Here is a 16,719-nt window from a genome sequence, read left to right as displayed (position 1 = left end):
GCTGAAGATAGTAAATTAATAAACGGCAGGTGGCAAAACATTAAAATGGTGAGTGGTGAGTGGGGGCATCCGTTGTTTACATCGTACATCAAACATCTTACACGCTGCTTTTACGGGCTGGCCTTGTACATAGCAAAAACATAACAGCACCCAATACCCTGGTTGGTTTAAACTATTGTATTGCTGCCATTACTTTTCACATAGGTTAATAAAATCTCCGATTTTTTAGCAGGGGTTACTGTACATTCCGGTTTTAAATATTGATATGACAAAAGATACCAATATGCCACCGGGCAAATGCGATTTATGTGGCGAAGAATTTTCCAAAACAGCCTTACAGCGCCACCTTGCCGGCCACCTGTCTAAAAAAATACCAGGCGGTAAAGCTGGTGAATCTTTTTACATCAGGATAACACCTGACATTGGCAAAAACACATTGAGCCCTTACTTTCTTTACATCTGGGCCGATGGAGATACCAGTTTTGAAGAACTGGATTATTTCCTCAGGGATATATGGCTGGAATGCTGTGAACATTTGAGTGGCTTTAATAAAAAAGTAAGCCAGCAAAAAAAACAAGCGAACAGGATTAATTTTAACCTGAACATGACAAGAGCAGAACTTGAGAAGTTTTGGGAAGAAGACGAATTGAACGGCGGGGAAATTGCGAAGGACCGTTTATTAAAAGGCTTTATGAAAAAAGGGGATGAATTTAATTATTGTTATGATTATGGCTCATCCACAGATTTACTGCTTACCATACTGGATAAACTGCCCATAGCAGCCGATGACTTTATTATGCTGCTAAGCCGTAATGAACCGCCCCCGCTTATGTGCAGCGATTGCCGTAAAAAACCGGCGGTGAAAATATGTACTGCCTGCCAGTGGGACGAAGAAGCACTGTTTTGCAGTACCTGTGCGAAAAAACATGCAAAAAAATGCAGAGAGGCTGAATGGTCATTATATTCTGCCGCCAATTCGCCACGGATGGGTGTATGTGGTTATGAAGGCGGCCTTATAGACGTAGCAAGAGACCAACCTTATAAGTTACCAAAGAAAAAGAGTGGCACAGCAAACAGCAAAGAGGCAACAACAGGGGCAGCCGGGTAAAGCCTAGGTTATTATACTGCAGGCAGGATAATAATGTGCAATTGCATTGGTTAACCCCCTTGGGGTTGGAAGGCTATCATCAAATGCCAACCCCGGATTTTATCCGTGGCCATTCACATTTGTTACCTGGGGCTATTGCGCAATTTTTCCCTGTACATAATATACTTTCTTATGCCACCTGTTTACATAAAAAACAGCCGGTTACACTTTAGGGTGAGGGATTGCAGCGGATACCCCGGTGAAGCCATCGCAGCAGGGCTTTTGCGCCGGAGTAATAGCGGAAAGCCCGACCCCTTGCGATAGCTTGGGGGCACCCCCAAAAAAATCACAACAGAACATAAGGGGCCGGCAAGCCAGTTTTGCCGAATTTGAGGCATACTGTTATACCGGCCAAATAACTAACCAACTTATCATGAAAATTTACCAGCAACATTTACGGCTTTCTGAAAGAAGAAGGGGCTTTCACCTTATTACAAGAGAGGTTACAGAAGCTGTACCGGCCATTGGCAAGATAAAAACCGGTTTATGCCAGGTGTTTATACAGCATACATCAGCCTCGCTTACCATTAACGAAAATGCCGACCCTACCGTAAGGAAGGATTTTGAGATGTACTTTTCTAAAACAGTGCCGGAAAATGACCCTGCTTACCTGCATGATGATGAAGGCCCTGATGATATGCCCGCACACCTTAAAGCGGCCATGCTGGGCAACTCGGTGCTTATGCCTATAAGTAATGGCAGGCTGGCATTGGGTACCTGGCAGGGCATTTACTTGTGCGAACACCGCAACTACGGTGGGCCGAGAAATGTGGTTGTAACCGTTTGGGGAGAAGGTTTTTCGGAAAATGATTAGCTGTTTTCCAGCTCGCTGAACCGGGCCCTTACTGAACGCTTTATTGCTGCAAAATCTTCCCTGGCAAGCTGGCTGGTGGTTAGGGAGTTAATGTTATCCAGGAAAGGCAGCAGATCCCGCAAGGCAAAATTGATCGCCTCCACCCGCCTTAGCTCCTGCTGATCGGCGCCGTGCTTATTTACCAGTTGCCGCCAGTGGTCTTCCAGGTTTTTCCAATACGTAAAATAATCCTGCAATACTGCCGGGTTATTAAGATCGATATCCTCTACACGCAAAGGGTAAATTTTTTTTAGCAGTTCAGCCGTATCAAGATTGGAGTTGCGGTAAAGCTCATACAACTCATGCATGCAATACTCTGACCGCAGGTACTTATCGCTGATGGCGATGATGACAAAATTGCCTTTACCAATATTCTTTATAAACTCACTGATAAGCCCTTTGTATTGCAGGTTTACTTTGTCCCGCACCAGGGTAAAGTCTTTTTCATTTTTAAGGCTTTCGTACAGCGCATCTATCAATTTTTCCCGCTCGCCGCCCCACGCATAAGAGAAAAATACCTGCCTGTTAATTGTTTGCCGGCCCGCGTACAACCTGGCAGCGGCCAGGGCTGGCAGTATGAAAGCTGTTACAAAAACCCCGGCCAAAACAGTTACAAATAAAATACGCGTAACCAGCATTGGGCCACCGGCATACTGCGCTATCAGCATTCTTACCTGGCCAGATGCGTATTCTTTCAAAAAAGCTTCCCTGCCGCCGGTAGCCTGCACATTAGCGGCAAACTCGCCAGTTAACCATAAAGGGTAAAAAGTAGTGGTTCTGCCAGGAAAAGCCACCACGCAAAAATTATACAGCCACAGATAACCAGCCAGCAGCAATACAAAGCATACCGCCAGTTTGATTACCCTGCGGTTATGTTGCTGCAGGGTTACCGAACTTAACCTTACGCGGTTGGCAAAAATTAGCAGCAGGGCCACCATGTTAACCAACAGCAACACCACCCCGTATAACAGGCGGGATTCCCCGGGTGGTACACCGGCGCCCAGCCCAGCCACCAGCAGTACCGGCAAAAAAGCAAACAGTAACGCAACGAGGGGCAGGCCTTTTGCCATTTAAAAAGATTTTTCTATGTAATTATTTTGCGGGTTTTGCAGGGAAGGTGTAAACGATTTTATCATTTTGTATTTACCGTTGTAAACAAGGATAACCACATACGTTACTTCCGGCAGCCCGTAGTCTTTTAACTGCGTATTGCGGGGCACCTGGTAGTTATTGGCATTATCGCGAAGCTTGTTTATAACAGCCGTGGTTAGCTGGCTTTCGTTTGTAATATGCGATAGCCTTAACCGAAAATCCCATTCATATTTAGGTACCAGGTACACTTCCGCTCCTTGTGGCTGAGTAGATATGGTGCAGTTGATAAAGCGGTATTCTTCACTATACAGTATCCCGGTTTTAAAAGGGTCTTCCTCCGGCTTTTGTTCCTTTAATTTCTGCACCCTGGCAGCAAGTGCTTTAAAACTTCTTTGCTCTGCAGTGTTCAACAATGCTATGTTTGCAGGCTCTTTCAGCAGTTGGCCCGGCACCCAGTAAATCTGGTAAAACATTTTACATGCTGGCCTAAGCACTCCTTCCGGCAACACAAGAAACTTAACCCGATCGGCCGGTTTAAACAATACCGAAAAAACTTCCTTTTTAAAAACAGTATCTTTTACAGTAAAAATGATACTGCAGGAATCTATAAGCTTGTTAAAGGAACTGTCTGGCAGTGAAAAATGAAGCTGTTGCACGGTATCTTTTGGAGCAAGTATAAAATGCCGGCTTTGCGATACAGGCTGGCCGTAAACAGGTTGATACAACCCACAAAAAAACAAAGCTGTTAGTAACGCAATCGCCCGGCAACGGTGTATCATAACCTGTATTTGTTTATCTGTTGCTTTAAAATTACAACAGTTCTTCGTGTTTTGACAATACGCAAAATAAACTGTGGAAGATTTTGGAGCCCGGCGTAAGAAACATGAATGAGGCTTTTCTTGCGTCGCACTCTTGTACGCTTTGTTCTTTACCCGGCACATAGCACGGCAGGCATGTTTGGCTTTACTTATACCCTGTGTGCGGGCAACCGGCAGTAAGTGCTAACTATACTACCAACATGGTAAAACCGGGCAATAGCAATGTTCAACCCTCCCGGGGAGATGCCTATCACTAAATGCCAATCCCTGGTTTCATCCGGGCTATCCACATTTAGGCCTTTGGGCTATTGCCTAAGTTAATACTGTTGCAGTGGCATGGCTAAGTGATGAGGACCGCATTATGCCGAAGAGCGGACAAAGCCCTGAAGAGTGCGACGCAACTGGGTTTAATAGTAGTACTTCTGCCTGGCTCATAAAAAAACACCATACTGAATGCTGGTTATCCTAATAACTACTCCATGGTCACATTACCATCCATATACTTAAGGTTGTACTTAAACTGGTTTAGCCGCCAGCCAATCGGGGTACGTTGTGCCGTTAAATCGTAACTGCCAACAAAGGTTCTTGTGTGGCCTTGCGTGGCAGCCTTTTTATAATGAGTAGCCACCGCGTAGGCATATATTATTGCGCTGTCTTCATTCACCGTTATTAAATAATGGCCAGCCTGGTGGTGCGCCGCATCCAGCCCGTCAAAACCTTCATTCCATAACTTACAAACATCAGCCGCGGCCATTTCTTTGGCTTCGCCCCCGCCACCGCTGCTTACATCAAACCAAATGCTTTCTGTAAAAACTTCATCCAGTAATCGCTGCCATAGTTTGGCATCACAATACATAAACAATTTGTTGGCCAGTTCGGTAAGTGCTACCTTATCTGCCAGGCTTGCCGGTGTCATATTGCAGAATTTTGAAGCAAGTTATAGCAACAGTCTGTCCGCATACCGCATTTTTTACGAACGGACAAGAGACTTTTTTTGTGGCGGTAACCCGGTAATATCTGCCTCCGGTACTTCCGGCTGCAAACATTTTAAGCCGTTTACTAATTATAACAAGCTGTAACCAGCAGTCCTGTTTACATTGAAAACTAAAACCCAACAAAGCTGATGAATGACAAAGTAAAATTGCTGCACACCGAAGTTTTATCTGACAACTGGTACACGCTGCGTAAAATAACTTACGAGTATGTAAGCAAGGATGGCAGCAGGCAGGTGCACAGCCGGGAAGCCTACGACCGTGGCAACGGCGCTGTAATATTGCTGTACAACAAAGAATTAAAAACCGTTGTTTTAACCCGGCAATTCAGGCTACCTTCTTTTGTAAACGGCAACCCTTCAGGCATGCTGATAGAAGCCTGTGCAGGCCTTTTGGATAAAGACAATGCTGAAGACTGCATTAAGCGGGAAACGGAGGAAGAAACTGGCTACCGCATTTCTCATGTACAGAAAATTTTTGAAGCTTATATGTCACCGGGTTCTGTTACAGAGATACTTTACTTTTTTGTAGCTGAATACAGCAAAGACATGAAGACCGGTGATGGCGGCGGCATAGCACATGAACAGGAAGACATAGAAGTGCTGGAAATACCGCTTGATACGGCAATACAAATGATCAAAAGCGGGGAAATAAAAGATGGCAAAACCATTATGCTGCTGCAATATGCCAAACTGGAGAATTTAATGTAACAGGCGAGGTTTATTTTAAATCCCCTGAGCTAAAGCTCAATGGCAGCAGTGCGCCGGCGCTTGCAATTACATATACTTTGCCTTCCATACCGCCCAGTATAAGCCTTATGGGCTGCTTCACACGCTCTTCGTACTCCATCAGGCTCTGGCGGCAAATACCGCAGGGAGAAATGGGATGACCACTGTCTCCATTGATGTTATTGTAACTGATGGCTATTGTTTCTACTGGAATTTTGGGGTAAAGGGACGCTGCGGACGACAGCAGTACCCTTTCGGCGCAAAGACCTGCCGGAAAACTGGCATTCTCCTGGTTGCTGCCCGCCACAATTTCACCGTTGGAAAGTTTGGCCACAGCCCCCACCTCAAACCTGCTGTAAGGGGCGTAGGCGTTTTGTGTTACCTCCCTTGCCTCATTCAGCAGCCAGGCATCTTCTTCTGAAAGCTCATCAACAGAGTCGTACACTTCATACTCAAAACTGTATTGCTGCTTGTTCATAGTTACCTGCAATTTACGGCGAATAGGCGGCGGCTATTTAATTGATTTGAACAACCTGTTCCAGCGTGGCCCTTTGTTCCAGCTAAACCATATCAACGAGGCTTTGCCTACAATATGTGTTTCAGGTACAAAACCCCAAAAGCGGCTATCCTGGCTGCCGTGGCGGTTATCGCCCATCATCCAGTAATAATTGTACTTAAACATGTAAGTGTTGGTAACCTGGCCGTTAATAACAAACTGGCCGTTTTTTTCTTCCAGCTTGTTGCCTTCGTAAGTATCAATAATCCTGCGGTAAATAGAAATGTTGGCCTGGTTAAGGGTAACCACTTCTCCTTTTTTGGGGATGTGTAAGGGGCCGAAGTTGTCACGGTTCCAAACATAGTTAACAGGATCAAAAGGAAATATGTCATTAGAGTATGCAACAGGATCTGTGTTAGCCACTACACTAACCACATTAGGTTGCTTCTTTAATTTTTCTGCTGCGGAAGCTGTACAATTAATTAAAACAATATTTTGTTGCGATACAGTCCTGTAATCATCGGCATCATCAACATAACCGTCGGTAAAGTTCATACTCAATTCTTTTTCAAGAAAATCCGGGTCAAAAGGTGCTTTGATTGTCACAACATAGTCGGTTTGTGCATTAGGAGCAACAAAAGCAGGTTGATTATTAATATAAAGTTTACCGTCTTTAATGAATAGGTTATCTCCTGGTATCGCTACACAGCGCTTAATGTAATTGTCTGTTTTGTCAATAGGATGAACGATTACTTCATGTTCAGCATAAAGCCTGTCGCGGTTACCGCTGTAAACCTGCCGCAGAACATCGTAGTATGGCACCGCACTTTGGTAACCCTCTTCATTTATAATCGTGTCCCCCGCCGGAAAGTTGAACACTACTACATCGTTGCGTTTGATATCAGAGAAAGATGGCAGTCTTTTATAAGGCAACTGCAGCCATTTGAGATAAGATGGCTTTGTTTTACTGCCGGGCAACGTATTGTGCACAAAAGGAAAACTCAGGGGCGTTATGGGCAGGCGGGCGCCGTAAGTCATTTTGTTTACAAAGAGAAAATCGTTAATCAGCAGCGTTTTTTCCATACTGCCGGTGGGTATTACATACGCCTCAAATACAAACGTGCGTATGATGGTGGCGGCAACCACGGCAAAAACAGCTGCATCCACCCACTCACGGGTGGCAGACTTGCGGTACAGCTTCATTACCTTCTCCCCACCCCATTTTACATTTTTAGAAAACCCCAGGTATGGAAAATATACAAATGGGAACAGTACGGTATAACCATGCTGTATAAATGTAAACTTACCAAAATGCATTACGAATATGATGGTTATCCAGATAGTGATAAACTGGCCTGCTATAGGTATAAACTGCAGCCAGAACCATAACTTTTTTATACCGCATTTTTCAACAATGCACCAGGTATTGTAAAAGGGTACCAGCGCTTTCCATGGCTCTATACCAGCTTTTTTAAACATGCCATACATTCCCAAATGCCAGCCTATAGTGCCCAGGACAAAAATGATCCAACCCATATTTGTATTTTAATGGCAGCAAAAATACCATTATAAACATCTTCGCAAAATGTACCTAACCAAAGTTTTGTAAAATACCGTTAATAATAATGCTATGGTTGCATGTTTTACAGGCAAGGGGCTTGAAGTTCCAGGTTTGAAGTACTAAGTATGAAATGTATGCGGGCAGATGTGGGATGTACGATCAACTCCCCCTTACAACACCAACGGGTTCAATTCAGATGAAACTTCGGAACCTACCGGCAGCCCCTTGAGCCATTTGGCATGGTCAGCTATTTGGTACTGATGTTTAGGCTCGGTAATACGGGCGCCGTCGGCAACATAAATAATGGTCATTACTTCCCGCATCATATCAGAGTTATTACCCGGTGCGTTGTGTATGGTAAAGCCGTAATGAAAAGTAGCATCGCCGGCATTCATGTGGTTGGGGCGTACGATATTGTACTGATTGTCTTTAACAAAGTTGTCGAAAGCGGTTTCAGATTCATCAGAGATAGCTGTATCAAACACATAACCTTTGGTATGAGAGCCGGAAGCAAAGGTCAACATCCCCATATCTACATCAATATCCACCATCGGCATCCACAGGGTAACGGTATTATGTGTATCTATCGGCCAGTAATACTGGTCCTGGTGCCAGGGTGTTGGGCCGCCACCGGGCTCCTTAAACAGCGCCTGGTCGTGGTAAATGCGCACATTGTCAACACCCAGCAAATCCGCGGCTATTTTAGCAAACCGCTTTGCCAGTGTAAACTTCTTTACATCTTCATCAACCACCCACAGGTTCATAATCTGCAGAAAAGCCTTACCATAAGTATCACGGTCTTCCATCTTACGTTTTTCTTCGTTGTAACGGGCAGCAGCGCTGGCTATAACGCCGCGGTAAGCAGTTACTTCTTCCTGGTTTAAAACAGCGGGGATAAGCACATGCCCGTTTTTGCGGAATGCTTCAATTTCGGTTGGAGAAACAGCCTTGTAATCATCCAGCGCAGGTAATTGTGTTAATGTATTCATGGCAACAATATTTTACACAAAGTAACGCCAGGCTGTTGCTGCTATCATTGGTTATTTATACCTGTTTTTGATGTATTTTATCCTAAACAGCTTTACACTGAAACATTTTACGAAATTTACGTCATGCTTAAGCCTTCACTGGAGCCTATACAAACCACCGGGGAAAACAGCTTCTTGCTCCGCCGCTTTGAAGAGGATGGCTTTTCCGCGCCTTACCATTTTCATCCTGAATACGAATTAACGCTTATCACCAAAGGAACAGGTACCCGGTACATAGGTAACCACATGGACAGCTACCAGGCTGGCGACCTTGTGCTGCTGGGCAGCAATTTACCGCACTGCTGGAAAACAGAACCGGTTGTAAAAGGAGGTAAGAATGCAGGCTCTGTAGTTATCCAGTTTCGCGAAGATTTCCTGGGGCCGGAACTGTTTAAGAAAAAAGAGTTTACCAACATTCATACATTGCTCGCCAAAAGCAGCAGCGGCATTACTTTCAGTAAACAAACAACCGCCATAGCCATAGAAAAAATCAACGCCCTTTCCGGCCAGCCCGGCAACCTGCAACGGCTTATCCTGTTATTTGATTTGCTGGAAACGCTTGCCACACATGGCCGGCTGCAACTGCTGAACGGCAGCGGCTACAACATGAAACAACACAGCACAGACCAGGAAAGGATTAACCTTGTGCTGGCGTACATTATTGAAAACTTCAAAGAAAAAATAAGCCTTGAAAAGGCAGCTTCCGTCGCCAGTATGACAACCAACGCCTTTTGCAAATACTTTAAAAAAGCCACCCGCAAGACTTTTATGGATGTGGTGATTGAGTACCGTCTTAACTATGCCACCCGGGAGCTGGTGTACACAGACAAACCTGTTTCCCACATTTGCTTTGAATGCGGATTTAACGATATCGCCCATTTCAGCCGCATGTTTAAAACAAAAATGAAATCAACACCGCTTGGTTACAGAAAGCAATTCAGGAAGCATTTGTAGTGTACCGGATTGATATTTGCACTCTACCCCTGCTGATCATTGTTGCCGTTTAACCACAATACCCAACCGGCAAACTGTAATTGTTTTTACTTTTGCCGCCCTTATGGCAAGCGCGGCTGCATCAAACCATCTTAAAGTACAGATAAGTAACAGGCAAATCATCAAAATTGCCGCTCCTATTGCCGTTTCCATACTTATACCGCAGCTCAATTTTATCACTAACAACATATTTCTTTCAGGACTGGGGGAAGAAACGCTGGGTGTGGCCGGCATAACGGGTGTGTTCTACCTGGTGTTCGCTGTTATTGGCTTTGGCCTTAACAACGGCCTTCAGGCGCTTATTGCCCGCCGTGCCGGCGAAGGGCGCATTAATGAAATTGGCAACCTGTTTAACCAGGGGCTGCGTACAACACTTGCATTTTCAGCCATCAGCATTGCCATAGTGTACCTGCTGGCGCCCGTTATTTTTAAATACTCTTTGCACCGGCCCGAAGATGCTGACCTGGCAGTTAGTTTTCTGCGCATACGCATTTGGGGGCTTCCCTTTTTGTATGTGTACCAAATGCGTAATGCTTTGCTGGTGGGCATCAACCAAAGCAAATACCTCATCTATGGCACCCTGGCAGAAACTTTTACCAACATCGTCTTGGATTACACCCTCATCAACGGGCATTTCGGTTTTGCAAAACTGGGCTTTAACGGCGCGGCGGTTGCCTCCATCATTGCCGAAGCCACCGGCCTGCTGGTTACCTTTCTCGTTATGCACTGGAAGGGCGTTGCCCGTCAGATAAACCTTTTCGCCAACCGTAAATATGATGCCGCAGTTACCCGGCTTATCTTAACACAATCAGCGCCACTGATACTTCAATACGGCATCAGCATTATTAGCTGGGAGTTTTTCTTTATCCTCATAGAGCACCACAGCCAGCGGGACCTTGCCATATCCAACATTATGCGCAATGTGTTTGGGTTATTTGGCTGCATTTCCTGGGCTTTCGCGGCAGCCAGCAATACCATGGTAAGCAATGTTATTGGCCAGGGTTTGCAACACAGGGTTATAGAACTGATTATTAAAATAATGAAGCTGAGCACCGGCATGGCTTTGTTGATATTTGTGCTGCTCAACCTGCAGCCGGGCCTGTTGTTGCAGGTGTACGGGCAAGACCAGGATTTTATTAATGCCGCCATACCTGTTGTGCGGGTAGTATCGGCGGCGCTGGTGCTGCAGAGCGCATCTTCGGTATGGCTTAACGCGGTGGTAGGCACAGGCAACAGCCGTATTAACTTAATAACCGAAACCATTGCCATCATTTTGTATTGCATGTACAATTATATTGTGCTGGAGCGGCTGCACCTATCCATCATAATTGGCTGGGCATCAGAGTGGCTGTATTGGATAAGCCTTTTCATTCCCTCATTCCTCTATATAAAAAGCGGCCGCTGGAAGAACAAGGTTATCTAAATTCACTATTCATTGTTTTAAGTAAATAACATTCATTCGCCCACTCGCTATTCAAGATTCATCGTGCAGTGTCGTTCAGTTATTAAACCAATGACACGTTGAGTATTGTCCTGCTGAGTTTATCGAAGCATTGTCGAAACCGTTTTATGTCTGTTACTTTTCACGCATCCGTCTTCAACAATCTCAGGCTACTCACTACTCACCACTCACCATTCACTACTCGCCATTCCCCACTCACCGATCATGATACCAGCTAATCTTTTCATGGCATCGCCTGTTGCGTCGCAATCCGTTCATCGGTTGGTTCTTTGGGCGGCTGCAGCCCTGTAGTTAAAAAGGTTGCGGCTAAAACAAATGCATCCCCACTCCTACCTGTATTTGCCGGGATGACCATTTGTAGCGGTTGTCAATATTGTTTACATTAACCAGCCCATGGTTGTAGCGGGTATATACCCGGAACGACGGTGACAGGTTCAACTGCAGGCCGGCCACAAGTGCTACATCATTCTTCTTAAAAGCATCGCCGCCGCCTTTCAGCAGGTTTTCATCGTCGTACACCAGGTAGCTGTATTGGGGCCCGGCGCTTACAGTAAAAAAGTTGTTGATTTTGTAACTTACCAGCAAAGGCAGGCTAATGTAACTCAGCTTCAACATTTGCCTGGCCGATGAGCTTGCCGTATTAACATAGTACACACCAAAATCATCTGCCCGTTTGATTGTTTTTTGAGAAAACAATAATTCAGGCTGCAGCGACCATTTCCGGTTTAATGACAGCTCCGCAAAACCACCTGCCTGGTAGCCGGTTTGCAAACTGCAAGACATGCCATTACCAGAAATGCTGCTGAAGGTAAGGTCTGTTTTTATACCAACATGCACTGTTTGTGCCAAAGCGGGTAACACTGTAAAGGTTACCGCCACTGCCATTAAAAATTTTCTCATCATACACTGCTTGTTTTGAATGCAGTGCAATACTATTTTCGGTCAGCGTTAGTAATTTGTTATTGTAGACAACAAAACCGGATACATCTTTTAACAGGAGATTTTTTTCGGAGAACCATGCCGGGCAGTAACCCAATCCCTGTGTACTTGTAGCAAAGAATACAATTATTTCCACCTTCTTAAATCTGTTTTATCAAACACATAGCCAGGCGTAACAATTTTGTCTTTAATGTCTTCCACGCTATACCAGGGGCTGAGGGCAGCATTGTTTTTGTTCTTAACAATATGCATATCCTGTGCCGGCATGTAGCCTTGCGCCAGCAGGAATATTTTTCTGCCTGTTTCCTTGTTAACAGCTACATCCGCAACAATCATCGCATGCCCCGGCGAACCAGCTTTTACAAGCACATCCCCAGCCTGTATATCTTTTAAGTCAGCAACCGGGTTTGTCTGTTGCCGAACAGTGTAAGTACCGCAATAGGTGAATACGATGCGCAGGAAATTCATCAGGTTGCTATGCGTATAATTGGGTGAGGTGTTGGCCCGCCGGCATACATATAACTTGTTGTTATGCACATCATACCGCTCCCCTTTTGCATAGCGGTCAAAACTCAGTATTACATTACCTGATGCCGGAAACTTTACTTGCGCATAGTTTTTAGCGGTCCAAAAATATTCAGAGCGCAGCCGCATAATGGCATCGGCGCATTGCTGTAAATCTTCATCCCCTGTTGAAATATCTATCACTGCGTAATGGCTTGCCTGGTCTTGTTTTAATTGCTTGTTGTAAAGAAATACCCTGTTATCTGCCTTTAGCATCAACATGCCCAGCCATGCCGCGAATGAACCTGCCAGGCTTACCGGCCGCTGATAACCTGCAGGCAGCCATATAGTGGAGATATTGTTGACTGGCGCCGGTTTTAACTTCATTTCCCGGCAGTGAGCAGAAAGGGTTTTGTGTTTGCTGAAAGTAGCCGCTGCAGATTGGCTTAGCAATAAAGCAACGGCATAAAGAGAGAAAAGGGTGATAATCTTCATATAAGCGTTTGGCTGCAATGAGATGCCTGTGGTTATTTTTTCCATACCGGTCATAACCAATAATTTCGGCCATGCTTATTTACAAAGACCAGCTTAACCGGGAAGTAAGGTTGCCCGGCATACCCCAACGCATTGTGTCAGTTGTGCCTTCGCAAACAGAACTGCTGTATAGCCTTGGACTTGATGAAGAAGTAAAAGGCATTACCAAATTCTGCGTTCACCCGCCGCAATGGCGTGGCAGCAAAACCATTATCGGAGGCACGAAAAATATCCATATTGAAAAGGTAAAGGCATTAAAGCCTGACGTTATAATTGCTAACAAAGAAGAGAATGTAAAAGAACAGGTAACGGAGTTGGAACAATTGGCGCCTGTATGGGTAAGTGATGTCAATAACCTGCCCGGCGCACTGCAAATGATTAGAAGCATAGGTGAAATAACCGGCAAAACCGAAACAGCTTCGGCATTGGCCAATAGCATTCAAAAAGGGTTTGAAGAATTAACCCCGCACAACCGGCCAATACGCACATGCTACCTTATCTGGCGGCAGCCGTACATGACAGCAGGTGGCGACACTTTTATCAGCGATATCCTGCAACGCAATGGCCTGCTTAATATTTTCAACAGCCAAACCCGCTACCCTGTTATTGAATTACATCAACTGCGCCGCCTTGACTGTGAATTGGTTTTGTTATCCAGTGAACCTTACCCATTTAAAGAAAAGCACATAGCCGAAATAAAAGCGGCATTACCCAATGCCAAAGTAATGCTGGTGGATGGTGAAATTTTTAGCTGGTATGGCAGCAGGCTGCTGCATGCAGTGGGATGGTTTAAGGGGTTTAGAAGTTACCGTAAACAATTGTATTAACAGCAGGGAAAACAGCCACTGTATTTAAAAATTAAACATTAAGGCCCTTGTTCTTGCAGTTAAACATTTAATCAGCCCTTTTACAACAGTTATTCATCCCTGTCAATATTGAGAATCCTTTCTTCATCCAGCATCTTTTTAAGCTTGCTTTTGGTAATGGCAAAAAGCTTATCTGAATAAGCTTTTTCGCCTTTATGTTTTATGGTAGAAAGGCCACTTGGCATGTTGGCCACATAATCGCTTACTTTTATAAAAACAGTGCTGTCCTGTACTGATTCAACCCTGTAAATAGTATATTCACCGGACTTTGTTTTTATCTCTAATACATCGCCATTTTGGGGGCTCATTATCTTGCCCGCATTTATATTAGCCTGAAGTTTTGAATTGATAATTCCACTAATAATAATACTGCCGATAACAGCAAACCCTGCAAAAGTCCATAAAGGTGTTTTAATTTCGTTTTTAACCTTACTGCAGGCCACTTTTAAAGAATCCGGCATTTCTTTTTCCTTCAGTACCTGTTTGCAGGAACTGCATTGGCTTACAGCGGTTTTTTCTACCGGTATAAGCGGCACCCAAAAAACGTGTACATATTTTTGAAAAAAATGAACCCTTACCGCATTTTCTTTTTCGCAGTTTGGGCATTTGCCGGTCAAAGTTTTTTGGGTTATTTCAGACGCCCTGCCTCCGTAAATTATCATTTCTTTAAAATAGATTGGTAAAAAATACTTTTTCAAGAGAACCGGCCAAAGCACTAATTATAATTTAAACAAGCGTATTAATTAGCAGCGGGTGGCGGGTTATGAGGGTTATTGCGCCTAAAAAAAACATCCTTACCGGGATGTTTTTTTAGGCGCAGCAAAAATTATCTAAAAATTTATAATCAGGATTTTGTTTTTTTGCTATAGGTAAAATGAAGTATTTCTGTACGGCCCTGGTAATAAACCGGGTATTTAAGTTTAAGTGTACTTCCGTCCAGCGATTCAATTTCAAAGATGTAGTTGGTAAACCTGTCGGCTTTAATGCCCTTCATTGGCACAGCCCTTTTAAACTGCAGAAACTGGCCATCGCCTACCAATAAAACCAGCCAATTGGTTTTACGTGTTCCCACCACGCAACCGCCCGATGCCGATGTTACACTATAACTGCCCTGGGCATCTTCAGAGAAAGTCCATTCCCCGCCGGTAAGGCAGGGGTAATTAGCATCTTCAAACAAGGGTATGGTTGGCAGTTCGGGAATATTGTTACTGTCTGCAGTAATGCTGCTAAGCGTCCACACAGCCTGCAGGGATTTGGTGCCCCTGGCAATACGGGCGCCCGAACCTGACCTGGCCGCGGAACCTGCGGAAGAGCATGCGCAGAAGATAGATACAACGACGATTAATAGTGAAGCGGAAATATATGAAAGTTTCATAGCTGGATAGTTTATTGTTTTAAACAGGGTGGCACTTAATTATTGTTTGATGATGACAAATTCTACACGACGGTTGCGGGCAGCATCGTCGCTGGTCCTTTCAGGGTACACCAGGCGGCGGCGGGCGCCAAAGCTGGTATAAGTTAACCTTTTTGCATCAATGCCATTTTTAACAAGGTATTCTAACACTGCCCTGGATCGGTTGTGCGATAACTTAAATTCTTTGGTATCCAGGTCAACCAGGTCTGAAGCAACAGGATCAGCACAGCACACATGCCCCTGTAATTCCACTTCAACGGTTGGGTTATTCTTCAGCGCTTTAACAGCAGCTTCCAGTACATCATAAGCACCTTTGGCAAAAGTGTGGCGGCCTTCTTCAAAGTATAAAGTGCTAAGTACAATGGAGCTGCCGGGCTTTAATTTTTTAAACAATTCAGTAAGCCTTCTTTCCAGCTCTTCTTTACTGCCTTCGGTATTAATTAACTGGGGCACCCTTACAGTATCAACTGTTTTTACCGGATCTGTGGGTTTGGGCACTACCGGGGTTACCGGTACCGTATCTACAGGAGGTTTTACCGGGTCTGGTTGTGGTTGTGGTTGCACTACGGGTACTTCCGGTTCAGGGGTAACATAGGCTATTACGGTAACGCGGCGGTTTTGCCAGGCGCTGTCCTGCCTGTTAACAGCAAGCTTGTATTTGCCCTTTCCCTGGAGGCCCACGTCAATTTTACCTTTAAACTTGGCATCCAGTAAAAAATCTTTAACCCTGTTGGCGCGGCGCAGGGAAAGACCGTCGTTATACTTATACCCGCCCACAAAGTCCGTATGGCCCACGATAGCCAGGCTGTCAACAGTTTCAAAAGGTTTTAATGTGTACATTAAATGATCTTTCCAATGCTGGGTAAGATGGTACTTGTCAAAATCGAAGTAAACGGTAACCATGATGCTGTCTTTTTGCGCAGTAGCGGTAGCAGCATTTCCAATGAGGAACAGGAGGATTAAAGCTCTGATTGATTTCATAGAATTTGATTTGCGATTGGTGCCCGCCGGTAGTGCAGGTTAATGCCGGATCGGGTGCAATTTACATTCGGTATCCTTGCAAATACAGGCCATTGTGTTTTTTATGGGTATTTTAAGGCTGCATGCTCCTACCCTGCGGGAAAAGCTGCGCAGCGAATCTAACAGCACAAGAGTGCGACGCAACGGAAGCTTAATTAATATTCCTTCTGCCGGGCCCATAATTATTCGCGGCTTTTCTTAGCCCACACGCCAGTTAAAGTATACATTGCGTTTGCCCTATACAAAACGACTATCTTGCACAGTAATTTCCA

17 protein-coding genes are annotated in these 16,719 nt (G+C 44.8%); 6 read left to right on the top strand and 11 right to left on the bottom strand.

The features are described from left to right. Positions 1-265: 265 nt before the first annotated feature. Both F0364_RS21215 and F0364_RS21210 read left to right on the top strand, forming a co-directional pair. Positions 266-1,108 (top strand): hypothetical protein, encoded by an 843-nt coding sequence (locus F0364_RS21215; RefSeq protein ID WP_153799823.1) that lies wholly within the window; start codon positions 266-268, stop codon positions 1,106-1,108. 412 nt (positions 1,109-1,520) lie between these two features. Next, complete coding sequence (locus F0364_RS21210; RefSeq protein ID WP_153799822.1) at positions 1,521-1,961, top strand: secondary thiamine-phosphate synthase enzyme YjbQ; 441 nt, start codon at positions 1,521-1,523, stop codon at positions 1,959-1,961. Here F0364_RS21210 and F0364_RS21205 read toward each other — a convergent pair. The 3 genes from F0364_RS21205 to F0364_RS21195 form a co-directional block, all read right to left on the bottom strand. Then, complete coding sequence (locus F0364_RS21205) at positions 1,958-3,070, bottom strand: TIR domain-containing protein (RefSeq protein WP_153799821.1); 1,113 nt, start codon at positions 3,068-3,070, stop codon at positions 1,958-1,960. The two genes, F0364_RS21210 and F0364_RS21205, sit on opposite strands and share 4 nt — an antisense overlap. Next, complete coding sequence (locus tag F0364_RS21200) at positions 3,071-3,871, bottom strand: hypothetical protein (protein ID WP_153799820.1); 801 nt, start codon at positions 3,869-3,871, stop codon at positions 3,071-3,073. Positions 3,872-4,382: 511 nt separating this feature from the next. Next, on the bottom strand, positions 4,383-4,826 hold the full coding sequence (locus F0364_RS21195; protein WP_207632813.1) for a nuclear transport factor 2 family protein: 444 nt from the start codon (positions 4,824-4,826) through the stop codon (positions 4,383-4,385). Between the two features lie 207 nt (positions 4,827-5,033). On the opposite strand from F0364_RS21195, the gene nudK reads away from it, so the two are divergent. Further along, a complete protein-coding gene (nudK, locus tag F0364_RS21190; protein ID WP_153799819.1) occupies positions 5,034-5,612 on the top strand; it encodes a GDP-mannose pyrophosphatase NudK in 579 nt (192 codons plus the stop codon). 10 nt (positions 5,613-5,622) lie between these two features. Here nudK and F0364_RS21185 read toward each other — a convergent pair whose 3' ends face one another. From F0364_RS21185 to F0364_RS21175, 3 genes are all read right to left on the bottom strand, one after another. Further along, positions 5,623-6,108: a cytidine deaminase gene (locus F0364_RS21185; protein WP_153799818.1), complete on the bottom strand. Its 486-nt coding sequence runs from the start codon at positions 6,106-6,108 to the stop codon at positions 5,623-5,625. Between the two features lie 33 nt (positions 6,109-6,141). Then, complete coding sequence (gene lepB / locus F0364_RS21180; protein ID WP_153799817.1) at positions 6,142-7,662, bottom strand: signal peptidase I; 1,521 nt, start codon at positions 7,660-7,662, stop codon at positions 6,142-6,144. 195 nt (positions 7,663-7,857) lie between these two features. Beyond that, positions 7,858-8,676, bottom strand: coding sequence for a phytanoyl-CoA dioxygenase family protein (locus tag F0364_RS21175; protein WP_153799816.1), 819 nt, complete (start codon positions 8,674-8,676; stop codon positions 7,858-7,860). Positions 8,677-8,799: 123 nt separating this feature from the next. On the opposite strand from F0364_RS21175, the gene F0364_RS21170 reads away from it, so the two are divergent. Together F0364_RS21170 and F0364_RS21165 are read left to right on the top strand one after the other, a co-directional pair. Then, the gene (locus tag F0364_RS21170; protein WP_153799815.1) at positions 8,800-9,669 is read left to right on the top strand and encodes an AraC family transcriptional regulator; all 870 of its coding nucleotides are present in this window, start codon (positions 8,800-8,802) and stop codon (positions 9,667-9,669) included. A gap of 103 nt (positions 9,670-9,772) precedes the next feature. Further along, positions 9,773-11,131 (top strand): MATE family efflux transporter, encoded by a 1,359-nt coding sequence (locus tag F0364_RS21165; RefSeq protein ID WP_153799814.1) that lies wholly within the window; start codon positions 9,773-9,775, stop codon positions 11,129-11,131. Positions 11,132-11,476: 345 nt separating this feature from the next. Here the strand turns inward: F0364_RS21165 and F0364_RS21160 are convergent, their stop codons facing one another. Both F0364_RS21160 and F0364_RS21155 read right to left on the bottom strand, forming a co-directional pair. After that, complete coding sequence (locus tag F0364_RS21160) at positions 11,477-12,073, bottom strand: porin family protein (protein ID WP_153799813.1); 597 nt, start codon at positions 12,071-12,073, stop codon at positions 11,477-11,479. Positions 12,074-12,235: 162 nt separating this feature from the next. Next, positions 12,236-13,162 carry a DUF4846 domain-containing protein gene (locus F0364_RS21155; protein WP_153799812.1) on the bottom strand — a complete coding sequence of 309 codons (927 nt, stop codon included), beginning with the start codon at positions 13,160-13,162 and terminating at the stop codon, positions 12,236-12,238. A 17-nt stretch (positions 13,163-13,179) separates the two neighbouring features. Here F0364_RS21155 and F0364_RS21150 point away from each other — a divergent pair, with 17 nt between their 5' ends. Continuing rightward, positions 13,180-13,974, top strand: a complete 795-nt coding sequence (locus tag F0364_RS21150; protein ID WP_153799811.1) for an ABC transporter substrate-binding protein — start codon at positions 13,180-13,182, stop codon at positions 13,972-13,974. Positions 13,975-14,063: 89 nt separating this feature from the next. Here the strand turns inward: F0364_RS21150 and F0364_RS21145 are convergent, their stop codons facing one another. The 3 genes from F0364_RS21145 to F0364_RS21135 all read right to left on the bottom strand — a co-directional run bounded on the left by F0364_RS21145 (position 14,064) and on the right by F0364_RS21135 (position 16,408). Next, positions 14,064-14,675: a zinc-ribbon domain-containing protein gene (locus tag F0364_RS21145; RefSeq protein ID WP_153799810.1), complete on the bottom strand. Its 612-nt coding sequence runs from the start codon at positions 14,673-14,675 to the stop codon at positions 14,064-14,066. 182 nt (positions 14,676-14,857) lie between these two features. Beyond that, positions 14,858-15,388 (bottom strand): hypothetical protein, encoded by a 531-nt coding sequence (locus tag F0364_RS21140; protein ID WP_153799809.1) that lies wholly within the window; start codon positions 15,386-15,388, stop codon positions 14,858-14,860. Between the two features lie 39 nt (positions 15,389-15,427). Continuing rightward, entirely contained in the window at positions 15,428-16,408 is a 981-nt protein-coding gene (locus F0364_RS21135; RefSeq protein ID WP_153799808.1) for an OmpA family protein, read from the bottom strand. Positions 16,409-16,719: the final 311 nt, after the last annotated feature.

The organism is Foetidibacter luteolus (assembly GCF_009650435.1).
GTDB lineage: Bacteria > Bacteroidota > Bacteroidia > Chitinophagales > Chitinophagaceae > Foetidibacter > Foetidibacter luteolus.
This window is presented reverse-complemented; position numbering and strand designations above follow the sequence as displayed.

What these genes read in the sequence shown, in the direction of transcription:
- F0364_RS21155 (WP_153799812.1), bottom strand. Translation starts at nt 13,162, where the DNA reads ATGACCGGTATGGAAAAAATAACCACAGGCATCTCATTGCAGCCAAAC.
- F0364_RS21140 (WP_153799809.1), bottom strand. Translation starts at nt 15,388, where the DNA reads ATGAAACTTTCATATATTTCCGCTTCACTATTAATCGTCGTTGTATCT.
- F0364_RS21135 (WP_153799808.1), bottom strand. Translation starts at nt 16,408, where the DNA reads ATGAAATCAATCAGAGCTTTAATCCTCCTGTTCCTCATTGGAAATGCT.
- F0364_RS21195 (WP_207632813.1), bottom strand. Translation starts at nt 4,826, where the DNA reads ATGACACCGGCAAGCCTGGCAGATAAGGTAGCACTTACCGAACTGGCC.
- F0364_RS21145 (WP_153799810.1), bottom strand. Translation starts at nt 14,675, where the DNA reads ATGATAATTTACGGAGGCAGGGCGTCTGAAATAACCCAAAAAACTTTG.
- F0364_RS21160 (WP_153799813.1), bottom strand. Translation starts at nt 12,073, where the DNA reads ATGATGAGAAAATTTTTAATGGCAGTGGCGGTAACCTTTACAGTGTTA.
- lepB (WP_153799817.1), bottom strand. Translation starts at nt 7,662, where the DNA reads ATGGGTTGGATCATTTTTGTCCTGGGCACTATAGGCTGGCATTTGGGA.
- F0364_RS21165 (WP_153799814.1), top strand. Translation starts at nt 9,773, where the DNA reads ATGGCAAGCGCGGCTGCATCAAACCATCTTAAAGTACAGATAAGTAAC.
- nudK (WP_153799819.1), top strand. Translation starts at nt 5,034, where the DNA reads ATGAATGACAAAGTAAAATTGCTGCACACCGAAGTTTTATCTGACAAC.
- F0364_RS21210 (WP_153799822.1), top strand. Translation starts at nt 1,521, where the DNA reads ATGAAAATTTACCAGCAACATTTACGGCTTTCTGAAAGAAGAAGGGGC.
- F0364_RS21175 (WP_153799816.1), bottom strand. Translation starts at nt 8,676, where the DNA reads ATGAATACATTAACACAATTACCTGCGCTGGATGATTACAAGGCTGTT.
- F0364_RS21200 (WP_153799820.1), bottom strand. Translation starts at nt 3,871, where the DNA reads ATGATACACCGTTGCCGGGCGATTGCGTTACTAACAGCTTTGTTTTTT.
- F0364_RS21150 (WP_153799811.1), top strand. Translation starts at nt 13,180, where the DNA reads ATGCTTATTTACAAAGACCAGCTTAACCGGGAAGTAAGGTTGCCCGGC.
- F0364_RS21205 (WP_153799821.1), bottom strand. Translation starts at nt 3,070, where the DNA reads ATGGCAAAAGGCCTGCCCCTCGTTGCGTTACTGTTTGCTTTTTTGCCG.
- F0364_RS21215 (WP_153799823.1), top strand. Translation starts at nt 266, where the DNA reads ATGACAAAAGATACCAATATGCCACCGGGCAAATGCGATTTATGTGGC.
- F0364_RS21170 (WP_153799815.1), top strand. Translation starts at nt 8,800, where the DNA reads ATGCTTAAGCCTTCACTGGAGCCTATACAAACCACCGGGGAAAACAGC.
- F0364_RS21185 (WP_153799818.1), bottom strand. Translation starts at nt 6,108, where the DNA reads ATGAACAAGCAGCAATACAGTTTTGAGTATGAAGTGTACGACTCTGTT.